Annotated in this window: 17 protein-coding genes; 13 read left to right on the top strand and 4 right to left on the bottom strand. The window is 60.4% G+C overall.

The annotated features are described in order from the left end of the window. Positions 1–3: 3 nt before the first annotated feature. The gene (gene hslO / locus BFR47_RS14685; RefSeq protein WP_071473769.1) at positions 4–864 is read right to left on the bottom strand and encodes an Hsp33 family molecular chaperone HslO; all 861 of its coding nucleotides are present in this window, start codon (positions 862–864) and stop codon (positions 4–6) included. 112 nt (positions 865–976) lie between these two features. Continuing rightward, positions 977–1,369 carry a ribosome-associated heat shock protein Hsp15 gene (hslR, locus tag BFR47_RS14680; protein WP_071473768.1) on the bottom strand — a complete coding sequence of 131 codons (393 nt, stop codon included), beginning with the start codon at positions 1,367–1,369 and terminating at the stop codon, positions 977–979. A 162-nt stretch (positions 1,370–1,531) separates the two neighbouring features. Between hslR and nudE the strand changes: the two genes are divergently transcribed. Both nudE and cysQ read left to right on the top strand, forming a co-directional pair. After that, positions 1,532–2,089: an ADP compounds hydrolase NudE gene (nudE, locus tag BFR47_RS14675; protein WP_071473767.1), complete on the top strand. Its 558-nt coding sequence runs from the start codon at positions 1,532–1,534 to the stop codon at positions 2,087–2,089. A gap of 2 nt (positions 2,090–2,091) precedes the next feature. Further along, entirely contained in the window at positions 2,092–2,907 is an 816-nt protein-coding gene (cysQ, locus tag BFR47_RS14670) for a 3'(2'),5'-bisphosphate nucleotidase CysQ (protein WP_071473766.1), read from the top strand. Positions 2,908–3,038: 131 nt separating this feature from the next. On the opposite strand, the gene BFR47_RS14665 is transcribed toward cysQ, so the two are convergent. Both BFR47_RS14665 and metJ read right to left on the bottom strand, forming a co-directional pair. Beyond that, positions 3,039–3,533 (bottom strand): TIGR00645 family protein, encoded by a 495-nt coding sequence (locus tag BFR47_RS14665; protein WP_071473765.1) that lies wholly within the window; start codon positions 3,531–3,533, stop codon positions 3,039–3,041. Positions 3,534–3,549: 16 nt separating this feature from the next. Beyond that, positions 3,550–3,882 carry a met regulon transcriptional regulator MetJ gene (gene metJ / locus BFR47_RS14660; RefSeq protein WP_071473764.1) on the bottom strand — a complete coding sequence of 111 codons (333 nt, stop codon included), beginning with the start codon at positions 3,880–3,882 and terminating at the stop codon, positions 3,550–3,552. A 179-nt stretch (positions 3,883–4,061) separates the two neighbouring features. Here metJ and metB point away from each other — a divergent pair, with 179 nt between their 5' ends. The 11 genes from metB to BFR47_RS14605 all read left to right on the top strand — a co-directional run bounded on the left by metB (position 4,062) and on the right by BFR47_RS14605 (position 17,701). After that, positions 4,062–5,222, top strand: a complete 1,161-nt coding sequence (gene metB, locus BFR47_RS14655; RefSeq protein WP_071473763.1) for a cystathionine gamma-synthase — start codon at positions 4,062–4,064, stop codon at positions 5,220–5,222. Continuing rightward, positions 5,222–7,657 (top strand): bifunctional aspartate kinase/homoserine dehydrogenase II, encoded by a 2,436-nt coding sequence (gene metL, locus BFR47_RS14650; RefSeq protein ID WP_071473762.1) that lies wholly within the window; start codon positions 5,222–5,224, stop codon positions 7,655–7,657. Before metB ends, metL begins: the two co-directional genes overlap by 1 nt. A gap of 344 nt (positions 7,658–8,001) precedes the next feature. Next, positions 8,002–8,901 (top strand): L-threonate dehydrogenase, encoded by a 900-nt coding sequence (ltnD, locus tag BFR47_RS14645; protein WP_071473761.1) that lies wholly within the window; start codon positions 8,002–8,004, stop codon positions 8,899–8,901. Then, on the top strand, positions 8,901–10,166 hold the full coding sequence (gene otnK, locus BFR47_RS14640) for a 3-oxo-tetronate kinase (RefSeq protein WP_071473760.1): 1,266 nt from the start codon (positions 8,901–8,903) through the stop codon (positions 10,164–10,166). Before ltnD ends, otnK begins: the two co-directional genes overlap by 1 nt. Further along, entirely contained in the window at positions 10,159–10,800 is a 642-nt protein-coding gene (gene otnC, locus BFR47_RS14635; protein WP_071473759.1) for a 3-oxo-tetronate 4-phosphate decarboxylase, read from the top strand. The genes otnK and otnC overlap by 8 nt, the downstream gene beginning before the upstream one ends. A gap of 10 nt (positions 10,801–10,810) precedes the next feature. Next, positions 10,811–11,596, top strand: coding sequence for a 2-oxo-tetronate isomerase (gene otnI, locus BFR47_RS14630; protein WP_071473758.1), 786 nt, complete (start codon positions 10,811–10,813; stop codon positions 11,594–11,596). A gap of 3 nt (positions 11,597–11,599) precedes the next feature. After that, a complete protein-coding gene (locus tag BFR47_RS14625; RefSeq protein WP_071473757.1) occupies positions 11,600–12,379 on the top strand; it encodes a DeoR/GlpR family DNA-binding transcription regulator in 780 nt (259 codons plus the stop codon). Positions 12,380–12,435: 56 nt separating this feature from the next. Further along, positions 12,436–13,398 (top strand): D-erythronate dehydrogenase, encoded by a 963-nt coding sequence (gene denD / locus BFR47_RS14620; RefSeq protein ID WP_071473756.1) that lies wholly within the window; start codon positions 12,436–12,438, stop codon positions 13,396–13,398. After that, the gene (locus tag BFR47_RS14615) at positions 13,395–14,786 is read left to right on the top strand and encodes a GntP family permease (RefSeq protein WP_071473755.1); all 1,392 of its coding nucleotides are present in this window, start codon (positions 13,395–13,397) and stop codon (positions 14,784–14,786) included. Before denD ends, BFR47_RS14615 begins: the two co-directional genes overlap by 4 nt. Positions 14,787–15,102: 316 nt before the next feature. Further along, complete coding sequence (locus tag BFR47_RS14610) at positions 15,103–16,047, top strand: LysR family transcriptional regulator (protein WP_071473754.1); 945 nt, start codon at positions 15,103–15,105, stop codon at positions 16,045–16,047. Positions 16,048–16,216: 169 nt separating this feature from the next. Further along, positions 16,217–17,701 (top strand): aldehyde dehydrogenase, encoded by a 1,485-nt coding sequence (locus BFR47_RS14605; RefSeq protein ID WP_071473753.1) that lies wholly within the window; start codon positions 16,217–16,219, stop codon positions 17,699–17,701. Positions 17,702–18,118: the final 417 nt, after the last annotated feature.

The raw sequence follows: 18,118 nt of genomic DNA, 5'->3' as shown, positions 1-18,118 counted from the left end.
ATATTAATGCAGTGTCGGCGCGTCATTGAACAGGCTCTGCAGATCGGCTTCGTTGAAGTGGTATCGATTGCCGCAATAATCACAGTGCATTTCAATTTTACCTTCTTCCTTCACAATATCCCGGGCTTCTTCCTGGCCCACCTGCAACAGCGCCTGTTCGCATTTTTCCCGCGAGCAGGTGCACTGAAAACGAACCGGCTGAGGGTCGAATACCCGCACCGCTTCCTGATGATAGAGGCGGTACAGAATTTCGTGCGCATCCAGGTTCATCAGCTCGTCGGCCTTGATGGTATGGGTCAGGGCTTCGAGATGGGTAAAGTCGCCTTCCTGGTCACCGGGCAGTGCCTGCAACAGCATACCGGCACAGCGAGGCTGTTCGTGCTGCAGGTCGGTAAACAGCCAGATGCGGGTATTCAGCTGCTCGGACTGGGCAAAGTAGTTTTCCAGGCTTTCGCTCAGAGAGTGCTCGCCGAGTTCGACGATGCCCTGATAGCGTTCGCCTTCAAAGGGGGTAATGGTGATGGCGAGGTAGCCCTTGCCGACGATATCGGCCAGCTTGTCGCTGTCGGGCACCTCGCCTTCCCACCGGGCCACGCCGCGCAGATGCTGCTGGTGGTCACCGTTGATCACGGCCATGGACACCGGGCCGTCGCCCTGCAACTGTACCGTGATATGGCCTTCAAACTTGAGGGTGGCGGTCAGCAGGCTGGTGGCGGTGAGCAGCTCACCCAGCAGCCGTTTGACCGGCGTCGGATAGGCCTGGGATGCCAGCACCTGGTGCAAGCTTTGCTGCAGCTGGACCAGTTCTCCCCGCACCTGGTAGTTGTCGAACAGATAACGATGAAGTTGATCGATGTGAGTCATAAAAGTCCTGTATCGGCCGATGGCCGTTATCGTCTGTATATAAAGTGTAAGTCGCCCGCCTCAGCTCTGCGCCAGGCCAGAGGCGGTTGTCTGTCCGGGCCCCCGGGCTGGCTCAGTTTCCCTGCTTGATTTTCAGCAGGGTGCGCCGTTCCTTTTTATCCGGCCGGCGCTCGGGGCTGGGGGCAAACTGGCTGTTGAGTTTGCGGGCCTCGGCGTTTTTATCGCGCTGCTTGATGCTGTCTTCGGTTTCCCGATACAAACGCTGGGCCTGCTCTGCCTTGCCTCTGTGCTCCGACAGTTCCAGCACCACGACTTCCTTTTCATCGTTACCCTGACGCAGGCGGATCAGGGCGCCGACCTCTACCTGTTTGCTGGGTTTGCTGCGCTGGCCATTGTAGTGCACCTTGCCGCCGTCAATCATGGTGCGGGCCAGGCTGCGAGTCTTGTAGAAGCGGGCGGCCCACAGCCATTTATCCAGACGGATGGAGGGGTTTTCTCCGTTCATTGCGCTCGCTCTCATTAAAACCGGGTCTGAATTATACCAGATGCCCCGGCCCGGGGCGTATCTCGACGGGGTAAAACCCCGCTTCCGGCAACTTGTGGGCAGACGTTTACCGAGAGTTGCGATAATCTCTGGGTAGGGTGAGCCAAGATACGGAAACGGGACATGGCGGACAACAAACAAAAACCCGAGATACTGCACACCGAAATGGTGGCGGAAAGTCGGTTATTCAAGGTGGAGTCGGTCCATCTCAAGTTCAGTAACGGTGTGGAACGGGTGTACGAGCGCATGCGCAACAGCGGTCGTGGTGCCGTGATGCTGGTGCCGTTGCTCGACGAAGAGACCATCTTGCTGATCCGTGAGTATTCCGCCGGTACCCACAGTTATGAACTGGGTTTCCCCAAGGGACTGATCGATCCGGGAGAAGACGCCATCGAGGCGGGTAACCGCGAGCTGATGGAAGAAATCGGCTACGGGGCGAGACAATTGACGCACCTGAAACAGGTGACGCTGGCACCCGGTTATTTTGGTAGTCGTATGGATATCTTGTTGGCTCGGGATCTGTATCCTGAACAGCGCGAGGGGGATGAGCCGGAGCCGCTGGACGTGGTGCCCTGGCCGCTGGATCAACTGGACCAGCTGATGGCCCGGCCGGACTTCAGTGAAGCGCGCAGCATCTGCGGCCTGTTTTTACTGCAGGACTGGCTCAATAAAGAGGAGTAAGCATGGAGATCTGTGCCTTGTTACCCGGTGTTAAAGCCGCCGCCCGCGAAGCCGGTAGCCTGATCCTGGCCCTGTACAACAGTGGACAGTACCAGGCCGAACACAAAGACGATGACAGCCCGGTGACCAGTGCCGATCTGGCTGCCCACGTCTATCTCGATCAGGCGCTGCGGGAGCTGGCCGATATACCCGTGCTGTCCGAAGAGGGGGGGACTATCCCGCTGGCCGAGCGCCGTCGCTGGCCGCGTTACTGGCTGGTGGACCCGCTGGATGGCACCCAGGAGTTTATTGCCGGCAGCGGTGACTTTACGACCATGATAGCGCTGATCGAAGATGGCAAGCCGGTGCTGGGAGTGGTGTACGGACCGGTGAACAATCTCTTGTATTATGCGGCGCGTGGCCATGGCGCCTTCAAGGAAGCGAACGGCGAGACCAGGCAGATTGCGGCGCGACATTATGATCCGACCGAGCCGCCGACCCGGCTGCGCATCGTCATCAGCCGCCGGCAGAACGTTGACTGGGTACGCTCCCGGCTGACGTCCTCGCTTGACTATCAGCTGGTGCCGCTGGGCTCCAGCTCGCTCAAATCCTGCCTGGTGGCCGAAGGGGAGGCCGACATCTATATGCGTATCGGCCCGACCGGCGAATGGGATACCGGGGCGACCCAGTGCATAGTGGAAGAGGCGGGGGGCCGCATTCTGGATCTGAGTCTGAACCGGCTCAGCTACAACCGGCGCGACAGCCTGATCAATCCCAACTTCGTCACCCTGGGGGATGCGGGGCTGCCCTGGTCGACGATCCTGGTGCCGTCGGAATAAACCCACACCGCGCGTCGCAGGCCTTGGTGCAATGCGCAGATAAAAACGGCTCTGGCGGTGACGCCAGAGCCGTTTTTATTCGTCGAACATCTTCACTAGCCGAACATTGACCGCTCGACCATCCGCCGGCCTCAGTGCTTGTGCTTGGTCATCTTGTCCAGAAAACCCATGGCAAAGGCGGACAGCACAAAGGTCATGTGGATCACTACATACCAGAGCAGTTTGTTGTCCGCTATATTCTGGGCATTCATGAACACTTTCAGCAGGTGGATGGAGGAAATGGCGACGATGGAGGCCGCGACTTTCATCTTCAGCGAGCCGGAATCCATCTTGCCCAGCCAGTTCAGCTTTTCCTTGTTTTCATCTATATCCAGCTGGGAGACGAAGTTCTCGTAACCCGAAATCATCACCATGACCAGCAGACCACCGACCAGCGCCATATCGATCAGCGACAGTATCACCAGGATCAGCTCTGCTTCGGCGATGCTGAAGACGTGCGGCAACAAGTGAAAAACTTCCTGAAAAAACTTGATCGCCAGGGCCAGCACTGCCAGCGACAGGCCGAAATAAATCGGCGCCAGCAGCCAGCGGGAGGCATAAAGAAGGTTCTCGGCAAAACGTTCCATGGGATCTCGGGCCTTGTTATTCTTCGTCGCCGATGGCGTAGTCTTCTATCTCGATACCCAGTTCGGTCATGATGGCCCGGGCATGAGCCGGTATCTGATCGGATACGTCCTTGCGCAGGTCTTCGTCCTGGGGCAGGGGCTGACCGGTATAGGCGTGCAGAAAGGCCTCGCACAGCAACTCGCTGTTGGTGGCATGGCGCAGGTTGTTGACCTGACGACGGGTGCGTTCGTCGGTCAGTATCTTCAATACCTTGAGCGGTATGGACACGGTGATCTTTTTGACCTGTTCGTTTTTCTTGCCGTGCTCGGCGTAAGGGCTGATATAATCGCCGTTCCATTCAGTTTTCATTATCTACCCGCATCAAGGTTAAAATCCGAGCCGGATTGTAACCCTTACGTTTTTTATTGGCAATCCAACAGCAAAGAACGATAGACGTCCGGAAGGATTGACGGCTCATATCGGCTGGGTTACTGTGCGTGCTTTGGAAGTTCCGTATTATCAGGCTGCCAGTGTGCAAAGGAGAGGATATGCCAGATTACCAGACCCAGACTTATGCCGTTCGTACCGGTATCGATACCGATACCCAGCATGGTGCGGTGGTGCCGCCGGTCTACCTCACCAGCACCTATTCTTTTGCCGATTTCGATCAGCCGCGCCAGTTTGACTACACCCGCTCCGGCAACCCGACCCGACAGACGCTGATCGAGGCCCTGACCAGGCTCGAGCAGGGCGCCGGTGCGGCGGTGACCTCCACCGGCATGGGCGCCATCAATCTGATCATCACCTCCCAGTTGCAGGCCGGCGATCTGCTGCTGGCGCCTCACGATTGCTACGGTGGCAGCCACCGGCTGTTCAATGCCCTGGCGAAGAAAGGCAACTTCCGGGTGGAATACGTGGATCAGAACGATGCCGCGGCGCTGTCGGCAGCCCTGGCCAAGCAGCCCAAAATCCTGTGGATTGAAACTCCCTCCAACCCCTTGCTGCGGGTAGTAGATATCGCGGCCCTGTGCGCGGCAGCCAAGGCTGCCGGTGCCCTGAGCGTGGTCGACAACACCTTCCTGTCGCCGGCACTGCAGCAACCGCTGAGCCTGGGGGCCGACCTGGTGGTGCACTCCACCACCAAATACATCAACGGTCATTCCGACGTGCTGGGCGGTGCCGTGGTGGCCGCCGATGCCGAGCTGGCCGAAGAACTGCGCTGGTGGGCCAACTGCCTGGGGCTGACCGGTTCGGCCTTCGACAGCTACCTGACCCTGCGTGGCCTGCGTACCCTAGGCGTGCGCATGCGTCAGCACTGCGAGAATGCCGAGGCGCTGATCGCCTATCTGCAGGGGCGCCCGGAAGTGAAGGCCATCTATCATCCCAGCCTGCCCGGTAACCCCGGTCACGAGGTGGCAGCGCGTCAGCAGTCCGGGTTTGGTGCCATGCTCAGCTTCGAGCTGAACGTGGACGAAAGCGGCATGAGAGCCTTCCTGAAGCAGCTTAACCTGTTCTGTCTGGCCGAGTCGCTGGGCGGGGTAGAAAGTCTGATCGCCCACCCGGCCACCATGACCCACGCGGCCATGACCGAAGAGGCCCGCCTCGTCGCCGGCATCAGCAACCAGCTGCTGCGGGTGTCGGTGGGCATCGAGGACGTGCGTGATTTGATCGACGATTTGGACAATGCATTCAAGGTATTAAGCAAGTAATGACCCAGCAGCAGAACGACAGCGGCAGCCATCGGCGCCCGGTACACAAATTTGGCGGCAGCAGCCTGGCCGATGCCGCCTGTTTTCATCGGGTGGCCGACATCATCAATAGCCAGGGACAGCCCGACGCGTTGATCGTGGTGTCGGCCTCAGGCAAGACCACCAACCGCCTGATTGAGCTGCTCAGTCTCTTTGTCAGCGGCGATAATGCCGCCGCCGCCACCCTGGAAGGGCTGTACAGTTTTCAACGCGGACTGATAGAAAGCACCCTGAGTGAAACCGAGGCTCCCGCTCTGCTGGCGGCGCTGGATGAGGATATCAGGACCATCGCCACCGTGCTGGAAACCCAGCGACTGGACGACTATCAGCGCAGCTTTATCCAGTCGTTCGGTGAGCTGTGGTCTTCCCGGTTGCTGGCCAGCCTGCTCAACAGCCAGGGACTGCCCGCCTCCAGTCTGGATGCACGCCGTTTTTTGCGGGTATCCGGTTCGCCGGTACAGGTCGAGGAGGCACTCTCGCGCCGGCAGTTGCACGACATTCTGAGCGAGCACCCGGATCGGATCCTGGTGGTGACCGGCTTCATCGCCGCCGATGCGGAAGGCCGCACCCGACTGCTGGGGCGTAACGGCTCCGATTTCAGTGCCACCCTGCTGGCGGCACTGGCCGACAGTTCGCACAGCACCATCTGGAGCGATGTACCCGGGGTGTTCAGTGCCGATCCGCGGCGAGTAAAGGAAGCCCGCCTGCTGAGCCGGTTGTCGTTGCCGGAGGCCGCCGAACTGGCCCGGCTGGGCTCGCCGGTGCTGCATTGCCGCACCCTGGGGCCGGTGGCCGCCAGCCAGCAGCAACTGATGTTGCGTTGCAGCTATCATCCGAATGATGGCCATACCCGCATCCAGCGTGAGCCCCGGCGGGATCTGGGCGCCCGTATCGTCACCTCGGTAGACGATGCCGTGCTGGTGGAGATGACCATCCCCGACCGTTATCAGGATACCGTTAACGCGCTGACCGAATGGCTGACCCGGCGCGAACTGGCGCCGTTGGCCAGCAAGCGCCGGCCCGAGCGCAAGCGGTGGCAGATTGTCTATACCCGGGAGCAGGCCGAACAGGTCTTCTCGCAACTGCGGGATCATCAGCCTGCCGGCGGCTTCGAGGGGCTGCAGCAGCGGGAAGGTTTCTCGCTGGTGGCGCTGGTGGGCAAGGGGGTGACCGGTCAGGCCGAGCAGTGTCTGCACTTTTACCATGCGCTGAACGAACAGCCGCTGGAGTTTATCCAGCCCGCCAGTAACGGCCTCAGCCTGGTGGGGGTGGTGCGCAAAATCGTGCTGGACCCGCTGTTGCTGCGGCTGCATCAGAGCCTGTTCAGCCGAGCCCGGCGTGTGGGCATTATCCTCTTTGGCCGGGGCAATATCGGTCAGGCCTGGCTCAAGCTGTATCAGCAGCAGAAGGCGCGGCTGGAGCAGACCCTGAACGTGCAGCTGACCCTGTACGGGGTATTCGACTCCAAGGGGGCCATGCTCGCCAGTCAGGGGCTGGAAGTGGAGCAGGTGCTCAACGATTTTCAGCCCGCGTCCATGGTCTGGCCCGATTGGCTCGAAAACCTGGAAGAACACGGCTTCGACCAGTTGGTGGCGCTCGACCTGACCGCCTCCGACCACCTGGTGCAGTATTACCCCGACCTGGTTCAGCAGCATGTGCACCTGATTGCCGCCAACAAGCTGGCGGGGGCATCGGAGCAGGGCTTCTACCTGCGTCTGAAGCAGACTCTGGCCGAGCATCGGGTTCAGTTTCTCAGCAATGCCACCGTGGGGGCCGGATTGCCGGTGCAGAGCAGCCTGCGCCAGCTGCAGCAGTCGGGCGAGCAGATCCGCGCCATCAGCGGTATCTTCTCCGGTACCCTGAGCTGGTTGTTCCTGCACTATGACGGCAGCCAGCCTTTCTCCGAGCTGGTACTGCAGGCCTGGCAGCAGGGACTGACCGAGCCGGATCCGCGTCAGGATCTCAACGGTCAGGATGTGAAGCGCAAGCTGGTCATTCTGGCTCGGGAAGCCGGGTTCGATCTGGATCCGGAACGGGTCAGGGTCAGCGATCTGGTGCCCGGGTCTCTCGCCACGCTGGACAAGGAGACCTTCTTCGACCGGCTGGCAGAGTTGGATCAACCCCTGGCCGAGGCCCTTGCCAGAGCGAGAAAAGAGCACGGCGTGCTACGTCATGTCGCGCGTTTCGATGCGGTCAGTGGCGAAGCCCGTGTGGGTCTGGAAGTGGTCGCCGACGATCATGCCTTTGCCCACCTGCGCCCCGGCGACAATGTTTTTGCCATCGAAACCCAGCACTATCGCCAGAACCCGCTGGTGATTCAGGGACCGGGCGCCGGCCGCGAAGTGACCGCCGGTGCCATGCAGGCAGATCTGTGGAGCCTGCTGGCCAGTCTTTAAGTCCTCGCAGGTGACGGTACCCCCCCGGACCATGAGCGGCCACCAGGCTTCGCTCATGGTTCTTTCCCTCCTTTTTCTTCCTTTTCACAAATTATTTTTATCTTTGTTATCAATGCCTTGAGATATTAATTAGCCTGAATTCGTGCTTTTACGGGTATTTATCTCACTTTTATTCACACTGTTGCGTGAATGTTGTTATTTTAACAAATATAAAAAGTCATTTATAATCAATAGTTTGTAGTTTCAATGTGGTTTACATTTTTGTGACATTCCGTCTTAAATTGTGAATGGGTGTGAGTAATACTATATGCATCACAATATTTCACAGTTTAGGAGTACGTCAGATGAGCATGATTTCCCGGGTTGGTGTCGTTGGGCTGGGCTCCATGGGCATGGGCACCGCCATGTCATTGGTACGGGCCGGCTTCGACACCTATGGTTTTGACCTGAATGCCGAGGCCTGTGCTCGTCTGGCGGAAGCCGGTGCCGTGGCATCCGGTCCCTCGGCCCTGCCTTATGCCGGTCAGCTGGACGCCCTGCTGCTGCTGGTGGTGAACGGCGCCCAGGTAGAGTCGGTGTTGTTTGGCGAAAACGGCGTCGCCGAGGCCATGCGGCCCGGCAGCTTGGTGGTGGTGTGCAGCACCATGGCCGCGACCCAGACCAAGGCCATTCATCAGCGCCTGACCGAGATGGGCCTGGAAATGATCGACGCCCCCATCTCCGGCGGCGCGGTCAAGGCGGCCGAAGGCCGGCTGTCGGTGATGGCCTCGGGCAAGCCGGCGCTGTTCGAGCAGGCGAAAGCGCTGTTTGATGCCATCGCCGAAAAGCTCTATGTGATCGGTCCCGATATCGGCCAGGGCAGCACCGTCAAGACCATTCACCAGCTGCTGGCCGGGGTGCATATCGCCGCCGCCGCCGAAGCCATGGCGATGGCCGCCAAGGCCGACATCCCTCTGGAACTGATGTTCGACGTGGTTACCCACAGCGCCGGCAACTCCTGGATGTTCGAGAACCGGGTGCCGCACATCCTCGAAGGCGACTATAGCCCCCGTTCCAGCGTCGATATCTTCGTCAAGGATCTGGGCATAGTGCTCGACAGCGCCCACCAGATGAAATTTCCACTGCCGCTGGCCTCGGCCGCGCACCAGATGTTTCTGGCCGCCAGCAACGAGGGTTTCGGCCGGGAAGACGACGCCGCCGTGGTGAAGATCTTCAAGGGCATCCAGCTGCCGGAGGAAAAATAATGGCTCATCGTCTGGGCGTGATCGCCGATGACTTCACCGGTGCCACCGATATTGCCGGTTTCATGGTCGCCAACGGCTGGCGGGTGACCCAGCTGATTGGCCACGGCCCCGCCGAGGTGCCGGCGGAAGTGGACGCCGTGGTTATTTCATTGAAGAGCCGTTCCTGCCCGGTGGAGCAGGCCGTTGCCGACTCCCTGGCCGCCCTCGAGCGCCTGCAGGAACTGGGCTGCGACCGCTTCTTCTTCAAGTATTGTTCCACCTTCGACTCTACCGCCGAAGGCAATATCGGCCCGGTGACCGATGCCCTGCTGACCGCGCTGGATCAGGACTTCACCGTGATCTGCCCGGCGCTGCCGGTGAACGGCCGTACTGTGTGCCACGGCAACCTGTTCGTGAACGGGGTACTGCTCAACGAGTCCGGCATGAAGGATCACCCGGTCACCCCGATGCGTGATGCCAGCCTGCCGCGGCTGATGGCCGCCCAGGCCAATGGCAAGGTCGGTCTGGTCGACTATCAGGCGGTGCTGGCCGGGGCCGGTGCGGTCAAGGCGAAGCTGGCCGAACTGCAGGCCGATGGCATCAATTATGCGGTGCTCGACACCCTCACCATGGCGGATCTGCCGGTGCTGGGCGAGGCGGTGAGTGAGCTGACGCTGGTGACCGGCGGCTCCGGTCTGGGTGCCGGCCTGGCTCGCCACGCCACCGGTGGCGAAGGTGCGGCCCTGGCCCGGGAACTGGGGGCGCCGGATGCCGCCGGCCGTGCCGTGGTGCTGTCCGGCTCCTGTTCCCAGATGACCAATGCCCAGGTGGCGGCCTATCGGCAACAGGCGCCGCACCGCATGGTGGAGGTGGAGTCCTGCCTGAGCGATCCCGAGGCCTGTGCCATTGAGCTGGCCGACTGGGTAGCGGCCCAGCCGGCCAGCCCGGCGCCCATGCTCTATGCCACTCAGCCAGCCGATGCACTGGCCCGCATCCAGGCCGAATACGGCGCGGTCCGTGCCAGCGAGGCGGTGGAAGGGGTCTTTGCCCGCATCGCCGCCCGTCTGGCCGAGCAGGGCTTCAGCAAGTTTATCGTCGCCGGTGGCGAAACCTCGGGCATCGTCACCCAGTCGCTGGCGGTGAGCGGTTTTCATATCGGCCCCCAGATCGCCCCGGGGGTGCCCTGGGTGCGAGCACTGGACAAGCCCCTGTCCCTGGCGCTCAAGTCAGGTAATTTCGGAGACGAGCAGTTCTTTGCCAAAGCCCAGGAGTTTTATCATGACTGAATTTTCCCTACGCCTGGAAATGGTGAACATTGCCAAATCCATGTTCGAGCGCGGCTACAGCAGCGGCGGCGCGGGCAACCTGAGCCTCAGGCTGCCCGATGGCAACCTGCTGGCCACCCCCACCAACAGCAGCTTCGGTGACCTTGACCCGGATCGGTTGAGCAAGGTCGACATGGACGGCAAGCACCTGGATGGCGACAAGCCCTCCAAGGAAGTGCTGATGCATATCGCCATGTATAAAGAGCGGCCCGAAGCGGGCGGCATCGTCCATTTGCACTCGCCCTACCTGACCGCGCTGTCCTGCGTGGACGGGGTGGATCCGGCCAACTGCCTGCCACCCATCACCCCCTATTATGTGATGCGGGTCGGCAAGTTGCCGCTGATCCCCTACCTGCGTCCGGGTGATCCGCGCATCGCCGAGGAAGTGGGCAAGCTGTCGGCAGAGCACAGCGCCGTGCTGCTGGCCAATCATGGCCCGGTGATCAGCGGTAAGGATCTGCGTGCCGCCATGTTCAACGCCGAAGAGTTGGAAGAAACGGCCCGGCTGTATTTCATCCTGCAAAACAGCAAGTTGCGTACCCTGACCGATGAGCAGGTAGACGAGCTGGAACAGGTCTTCAAGGGCAAGATGTAAGGAGCACAAGATGCCGAAGTTTGCTGCCAACCTGTCGATGATGTTTACCGAGGTGCCCTTTATGGCGCGCTTTCGGGCGGCCTGTGCCGCCGGTTTCGAGGCGGTGGAATACCTGTTCCCCTATGCCGAGGACAAGGATGCCATCGCCGCCGAACTGAAGGCCAATGGCCTGACTCAGGCACTGTTCAACATGCCCCCGGGAGACTGGGACGCGGGTGAGCGCGGCCTGGCCTCGCTGCCCGGCCGCGAAGACGAGTTCCGTGCCGGTGTAGCGACCGCCCTGAGCTATGCCCGGGCGCTGGGCTGCACTCAGCTGCATGCCATGGCCGGCCTGTGTCAGCCTGGCGTATCTGCCGAGCAGCAGCAGGCCACCTACATCGCCAATATCCGCTATGCGGCGGATCAGGCGGCGGAGCAGGGGATACTGGTACTGCTGGAGCCGATCAACAGCCGCGACATGCCGGGCTACTTCCTCTCTACCCAGGTGCAGGCCGAGGCACTGCTGGAGCAGATCGACCGGCCCAACGTGAAGATCCAGCTCGACTTCTACCACTGCCAGATCATGGAAGGGGATCTGACCCGCACCATAGACCGGCTGTGGGGCAAGTTCAGCCATATCCAGATCGCCTCGGTGCCCGATCGTCATGAGCCGAGCGAAGGAGAGATTAATTATCCCTGGCTGTTCGATTACCTGGACGCCAGGGGTTACCAGGGCTGGCTGGGGTGCGAATACCGCCCGCGCGGCAATACCGAAGCCGGCCTCGGCTGGTTCGCCCCCTGGGCATCCAAGGAGTAAGCCATGATCCCCGCCGAACGCCGTGACTACATCTATCGCTATGTGCATGAACGCAACATAGTGCCCATCAACGAGCTGGCCCGGGAGCTGGACGTGTCGCACATGACGGTACGCCGGGATATCCAGTGGCTGGAAACCGAGGGCAAGGTGGTGTCGGTGAGCGGCGGGGTCAAACTCAATGACGCGGTCAAGCAGGAGCTGCCCTATAGCGAGAAGGCCGGTATCCGCCACCACAACAAGGTGGCCATTGGCCAGGCGGCGGCAGCCATGGTGGAAGATGGCCAGGTGATCTATCTGGACGCGGGGACCACCACCTTCGAGGTGGCCAAGGGCATTGCCCGCAAGGCGCACCTGACGGTGGTCACCAACGATTTCACCATCATCAACTACCTGATGCAGTACCCCCAGCTCACCCTGTTCCATACCGGTGGCCTGGTGGATACACGCAACCGTTCCTGCGTCGGCCAGGCGGCGGCCTCGCTGTTACAGAGTTTGAACCTGGATCTGGCCTTTATCAGTTCCAGCTCCTGGGAGCTGGAACGGGGCATGTCGACCCCCGCCGAAGACAAGGTGATGGTCAAGCAGGCCCTGCTGCAGGTGGCTCGCCGGCGCATCCTGGTGAGCGACAGCAGCAAATACGGCAAATACGGCATGTTTCGTATCTGCCCGTTGCAGGCCCTGACCGACATCATCTGCGATGCCGGCCTGGCCGACGAGACGGCGGAGCAAGTCCGCAGCCTTGGCCTGCAACTGACGTTGGTGAACCAGACCGACACACCATAAAGAACAAACCAACCGCTGTAGTTTATCTGGCGTCCGAGGACGCCTTGGAGAACCATATGAATATCATCATTACCGGTGGTGCGGGCTTTCTTGGCCAGCGCCTGGCGAGAGCATTGCTTACTCAGGATCAGATGCAATTCAGCACCCTGACCCTGGCCGACGTGATCCTGCCCAGCGCCCCGCTGGCGGACCCACGGGTACGCTGTGTGCAGGCGGATCTGGGCAGTCAGGCCGAGGTGCAGGCGCTGGTCGGCGCCGATACCGGTCTGATCTACCATCTGGCGGCCATCGTCAGCAGTCATGCGGAAGCCGATTTCGATCTGGGTATCCAGGTCAATATCGAGGCCACCCGCTACCTGCTGGAAGCGGCCCGTCATCAGGCACCCGGTTGCCGCTTCGTCTTCTCCAGCTCGCTGGCGGTGTTCGGCGGCGAGTTGCCGGAACTGATTCAGGACAACACCGCGGTGTGTCCCCAGTCATCCTACGGCATGGAAAAAGCCGTATGCGAACTGATGGTCAACGACTATGCCCGCAAGGGTTTTATCGACGGCCGGGTACTGCGTTTGCCCACCATCAGCGTGCGTCCCGGCAAGCCCAACAAGGCGGCTTCGTCCTTTGCCAGCGGCATTATCCGCGAGCCGCTGCAGGGCGAAGCAACCGTCTGCCCGGTGTCTCCGAGCCTGTCCATGTGGTTGTCTTCTCCGGCCACGGTGATCGACAACTTCATCCGCGCCGCCCAGGTGCCCGCCGAGGCCTTCGGTGCCAGCCGCACCGTCAACCTGCCGGGCATTACCGTGACCGTGGCGCAGATGATCGAATCACTGCGCCGGGTTGCCGGTGACGAAGTGTGCGCCCGCATCAGCTATCAGGAAGACGAGTCCATTTCCCGTATCGTGGCCAGCTGGCCCGGTCGATTCAATATTAGCCGCGCCCAGGCGCTGGGCTTTGTGCAGGACGCCGATTTTGACGCGGTGATCCGCAGCTTTATTCAACATGATCTGCAAGGAGCGCAACAATGACTGAAGCAAGTTCCCTGGCCCCGGTCATCGGCCTGGCCGTTGCCGTCGTCGTACTGATCTTTCTGGTGGTAAAGACCCGGGTGCACGCCCTGCTTGCGATGCTGGCGGCAGCCAGTATCGCCGGTGCCCTGGGCGGCATGGCGGCGGGTGACATCGTCAACGTCATTACCAAGGGCTTCGGCGGCACCCTTGGCAGCATCGGTATCGTCATCGGTCTGGGCGTGATGATGGGCCGCATCCTGGAAGTGTCCGGTGCGGCCGAGCAGATTGCCTACAGTGCCATCAAGGCGCTGGGCAAGAAGAAAGAAGAATGGGCCATGGCGATTACCGGCTACATCGTATCGGTGCCGATTTTCGTGGATTCCGCCTTCGTGATCCTCTATCCCATCGCCAAGGCGCTGGCCGAGAAGGGCAAACGCAACCTGCTGACCGTGGGTGTGGCCCTGGCCGGTGGTCTGGTGGTCACCCACCACACGGTGCCGCCGACCCCGGGCCCGCTGGGCGTGGCCGGCCTGTTTGGCGTCGATGTGGGTGCCATGATGCTGGCGGGTCTGTCTCTGGCGCTGCCCTGTGTGGTGGTCATCGTGCTGTACGCCAAGTGGCTGGGCAAGAAGTACCCTCATTTCCATGCCCCCGTGGTGCAGGAAAGCCAGGATCTGGAAGAGACTTATAACGAGTATATGGCCGCCAAGGCCGGCAAGTCACTGCCCAGCCTGTTCCTGTCGCTGCTGCCGATCCTGGCGCCGATAGGGCTGATCTTCATCAACACCATGTTCGGTGTGCTGGCCAAGGTAGATGGCTGGGAAGGTCTGTCCGACAATGGCCTGGTGCAACTGTTCACCTATCTGGGTCACCCGGTGATTGCCCTGTCTATCTCCGTGCTGCTGGCGGTGTATACCCTGGTGCCGAAGATGAACAAGCACGACACCATGGAGCACCTGGAAGAAGGCCTGCAGAGCGCCGGTATCATCCTGCTGGTGACCGGTGCCGGTGGTGCCCTGGGCGCCGTGCTGCGAGAGTCCGGTGCCGGTGCCATGCTGGGCGAGCAGATCGCCAGCCTGCCGATGCCGCCCGTGCTGATCCCCTTTATCGTGTCGACCCTGGTGCGACTGATCCAGGGCTCGGGTACCGTGGCCATGGTGACCGCCGCCTCCATATCGGCGCCGATCCTGGCCAACATTCCGGGGGTGAACATGCTGGTGGCGGCCCAGGCGGCGACCATGGGCTCGCTGTTCTTCGGTTACTTCAACGACAGCCTGTTCTGGGTGGTCAACCGCATGATGGGCATCAAGGACGTGAAGCAGCAGATCATCGTCTGGTCCATTCCCACCACCCTGGCCTGGGCCACGGGTCTGGTCGGTGTGCTGATCATGAACGCCGTGCTGTAAGTCTGACCCGCAGGCAGTAACAAGGCCGATGGCAATTGCCATCGGCCTTTTTTGATCCGGCATTCTGGTTGTGGGTGATGTATCGAACTGGATATCAGCTTTTATATGAAGCCTTGTTGCTCTTTGTCAGGCTGGTCAGTCTGTGTGCTAAATGAGCCATACCGTTCTCAACAGGGGTCTCGGGCCTCTTTTTATTTGGGTGCTATCTGGATTTTGTATTTGTTTTTTTATCAAGGTGTTATTTTGGGAGGCTCGTTTTAGTGATAGCGGGTAGCGGAATGTCAGATTTGGCTCCCCCTTGCAGGAAGCAACAGAGATGCGTTTTACCCTCAAGCAATTGCGGTATTTTGTCCGGGCCGGTGAGCTCAGCAGCGTAACCAAGGCGGCGCAGGAGCTGTATGTATCACAGCCGTCCATTTCCTCGGCCATTCTCCATCTTGAAGAGGTGACGGGTCTGCAGCTGTTCATCCGGCATCATGCTCAGGGGTTGTCGCTGACGCCTTCCGGACGGCAGTTCATCGTCAAGGCCAAGCAACTGCTGGGGCAGGCCGATGGTCTGGCCCATTACGCCAACACCCTGGGGCAGGATGTGGCAGGCTCATTGCGCATCGTCGGGTTTCCCACTTTTACCCCCATACTGGTGCCGGGCCTGATGCGTCGTTTTAACGCGCTCTACCCGGCGGTTAATGTGCAGTGCGACGAACAGCCCCAGCAGGACGTGATCCAGGGCCTGCACGACGGCCGCTACGAGCTGGCGCTGACCTATGATTTGCAGATCCCGTCCTATATCACTTTCGAACCGCTGATGGAGTTTCCGCCCTATGCGGTGATGTCGGAGGATCATCCGCTGGCAGGCAGGAGCGAGCTGTCGCTCGAAGACCTGGCCGAGTATCCCATGGTGGTGCTCGACTGGCCGATGAGCCGGGAGTATTTTTTTTCATTGTTTCTGAGTCAGGGGCTGGAGCCGAACTTCGCCTTTCAGGCCAAGTCGATGGACATGGTGCGGGGGCTGGTGGCCAACGGTTTTGGTTACTCACTGTTCAACGTACCGCTGGTCAACACGCAGGCGCTGGATGGCCGCAAGCTGACACATGTGCCGCTGACCGGCGAGTTGAGGCCCTTGCGCATGGGGGTGGCCCGGTTGGCTCAATTCCGTCTGACCCCGGCGGCGGACGCATTTATTGAAGAACTGACCAAAGAGGCCCAGCTGCTGTCCGGGACCATGTTCCCCGACAGTCGCTTTTATCGCAGCCTGAAATAGACAGGTCTCCGTGGATAATAAAAATCTATCAAAGTTAAACGATAAATATATTTTACAAATCCAGTGGGTCTTTTTAGGCTGAATGCTCTGGACGGTCCGGCTCTGCGCCGCAGAGACTGAACCGGAACGTTCCGCAGCTTATCGAACTCAGGGAAAGGTGGAATCAATCATGGCAGCACAGCAAAAGTCATACTGGCTGGACAAACTCGCCCAGCTCGAGCTTAAGACACAGGCCTTTATCGGAGGGGAATTTGTCGCCGCCAGCGACGGAGAGACCTACGATATCGTCAATCCCTCCACCGGCGAGACGCTGGCGGCGATGGTCGCCTGCAATGCCGCCGATGTGGATAGCGCCGTGCAGGCCGCCCGCCAGTCTTTCGAGTCCGGCATCTGGTCCGACGCCTCGCCGCGCGAGCGCAAGGCGGTGGTGAAAAAGCTGGCGCAGCTGATTATGGATAATGCCGAAGAGCTGGCCCTGCTGGAAACCCTTAATGTGGGCAAGCCGATACAGGATTCCCTGAATATCGATATTCCCGGCTCGGCGGCCTGCTTCGAGTGGTATGCCGAGGCGGCCGACAAACTCTACGGCGAGGTGGCCCCCACCGACGGCAACAACATTGCCACCATCACAAAGGAACCGGTGGGCGTAGTTGCCGCCGTGGTGCCCTGGAACTTTCCACTCGATATTGCCGCCTGGAAGCTGGCTCCAGCTCTGATCAGCGGTAACTCCGTTGTTCTCAAGCCTGCCGAGCAGTCGCCGCTGACCGCGTTGCGTCTGGCCGAGCTGGCCAAAGAAGCAGGCCTGCCCGATGGGGTGCTCAACGTGGTGACCGGCCATGGTCATATCGTGGGCAAGGCGCTGGGCCTGCATCAGGACGTGGACTGCCTGGCCTTTACCGGCTCGACCCGGGTCGGCAAACTGTTCATGGGCTATGCGGCCGAGTCCAACATGAAGCAGGTGTGGCCCGAGACCGGCGGCAAGAGCCCCAATCTGATCTTTGCCGACTGCGATCTGGATGATGCGGTCGACAATGCCATCAACGGCATCTTCTTCAATCAGGGCGAGGTTTGCTCGGCCAACTCCCGTATTCTGATCGACAACCGCATCAAGGCGCAGTTTGTCGACAAGTTTCTGGCCAAGGCCAACTCCCTGAAAGTCGGTGATCCGCTGGAGCCGGATACTCGGGTCGGCGCGCTGATCGACGTCAACCATGCCGAGCGGGTACGCGAATGCATTCGCAAGGCCCAGGCGGAAGGCGCCCGTTTGCTGGCCGGTGGCGAAGGTGAAGCCGGCTCGACCCGCATTGAGCCGACCGTGTTTGACCAGGTTACTCCGGACATGACCATTGCCCGGGAAGAAGTGTTCGGCCCCGTGGTGGCGCTGATCGGTTTCGATAGTGAAGAAGAAGCGGTGGCCATCGCCAACGACTCCATCTACGGCCTGGCGGCGTCGGTATGGACCAACGATCTCAACCGGGCCCACCGGGTTTCACGCAAGCTGAGGGCGGGCAGCGTATCGGTCAATACCATGGATGCGCTGGACTTCAGTACCCCCTTCGGTGGTTACAAGCAGTCCGGCTTCGGGCGGGATTTGTCGCTGCATGCGCTCGACAAGTTCACCCAGCTGAAAACCACCTGGGTTAAACTGAAGTAAGTTCCTCGCCTCTCGTTTGGTTCCGTCACAGTACTACTTGTTTTCCGCCCCGGCGTATGTCGGTGGCGGTTTTTTTATGGTCGGTCCTTGATGATAGCCATCGAATAAAACATTCGACTGCTGGCTGTCATACCCATTTCGGACTTAATGAAATTGATATGTGTCATAGTCACTACCTTCAGCGGCTCGGGAAAATGGCTGAGGGTGACCTGGCCATGTCGACGTTCTTTTGGTGGGCATCCCGGACGGCGGCATGGCAGCGAGGGGTAAATAGCCAGACCTGCCGTCGTGGCAAGATCAAGGTGTAGTGGGCAGCTGTGTTGGGACCGGCTGTTTCTGTTTCTTGCTCTGGCCGGGCAGGAGGCTGGAATAGCTTGCCGAATGAACCCGAAGCATTTACTCCACCGTGGCCGGGAG

The organism is Oceanisphaera psychrotolerans (genome assembly GCF_001870485.1).
Classification (GTDB): Bacteria; Pseudomonadota; Gammaproteobacteria; order Enterobacterales; family Aeromonadaceae; genus Oceanimonas; species Oceanimonas psychrotolerans.
The sequence above is the reverse complement of the archived record's forward strand: the minus strand, read 5'-3'. Positions and strand labels throughout refer to the sequence as shown.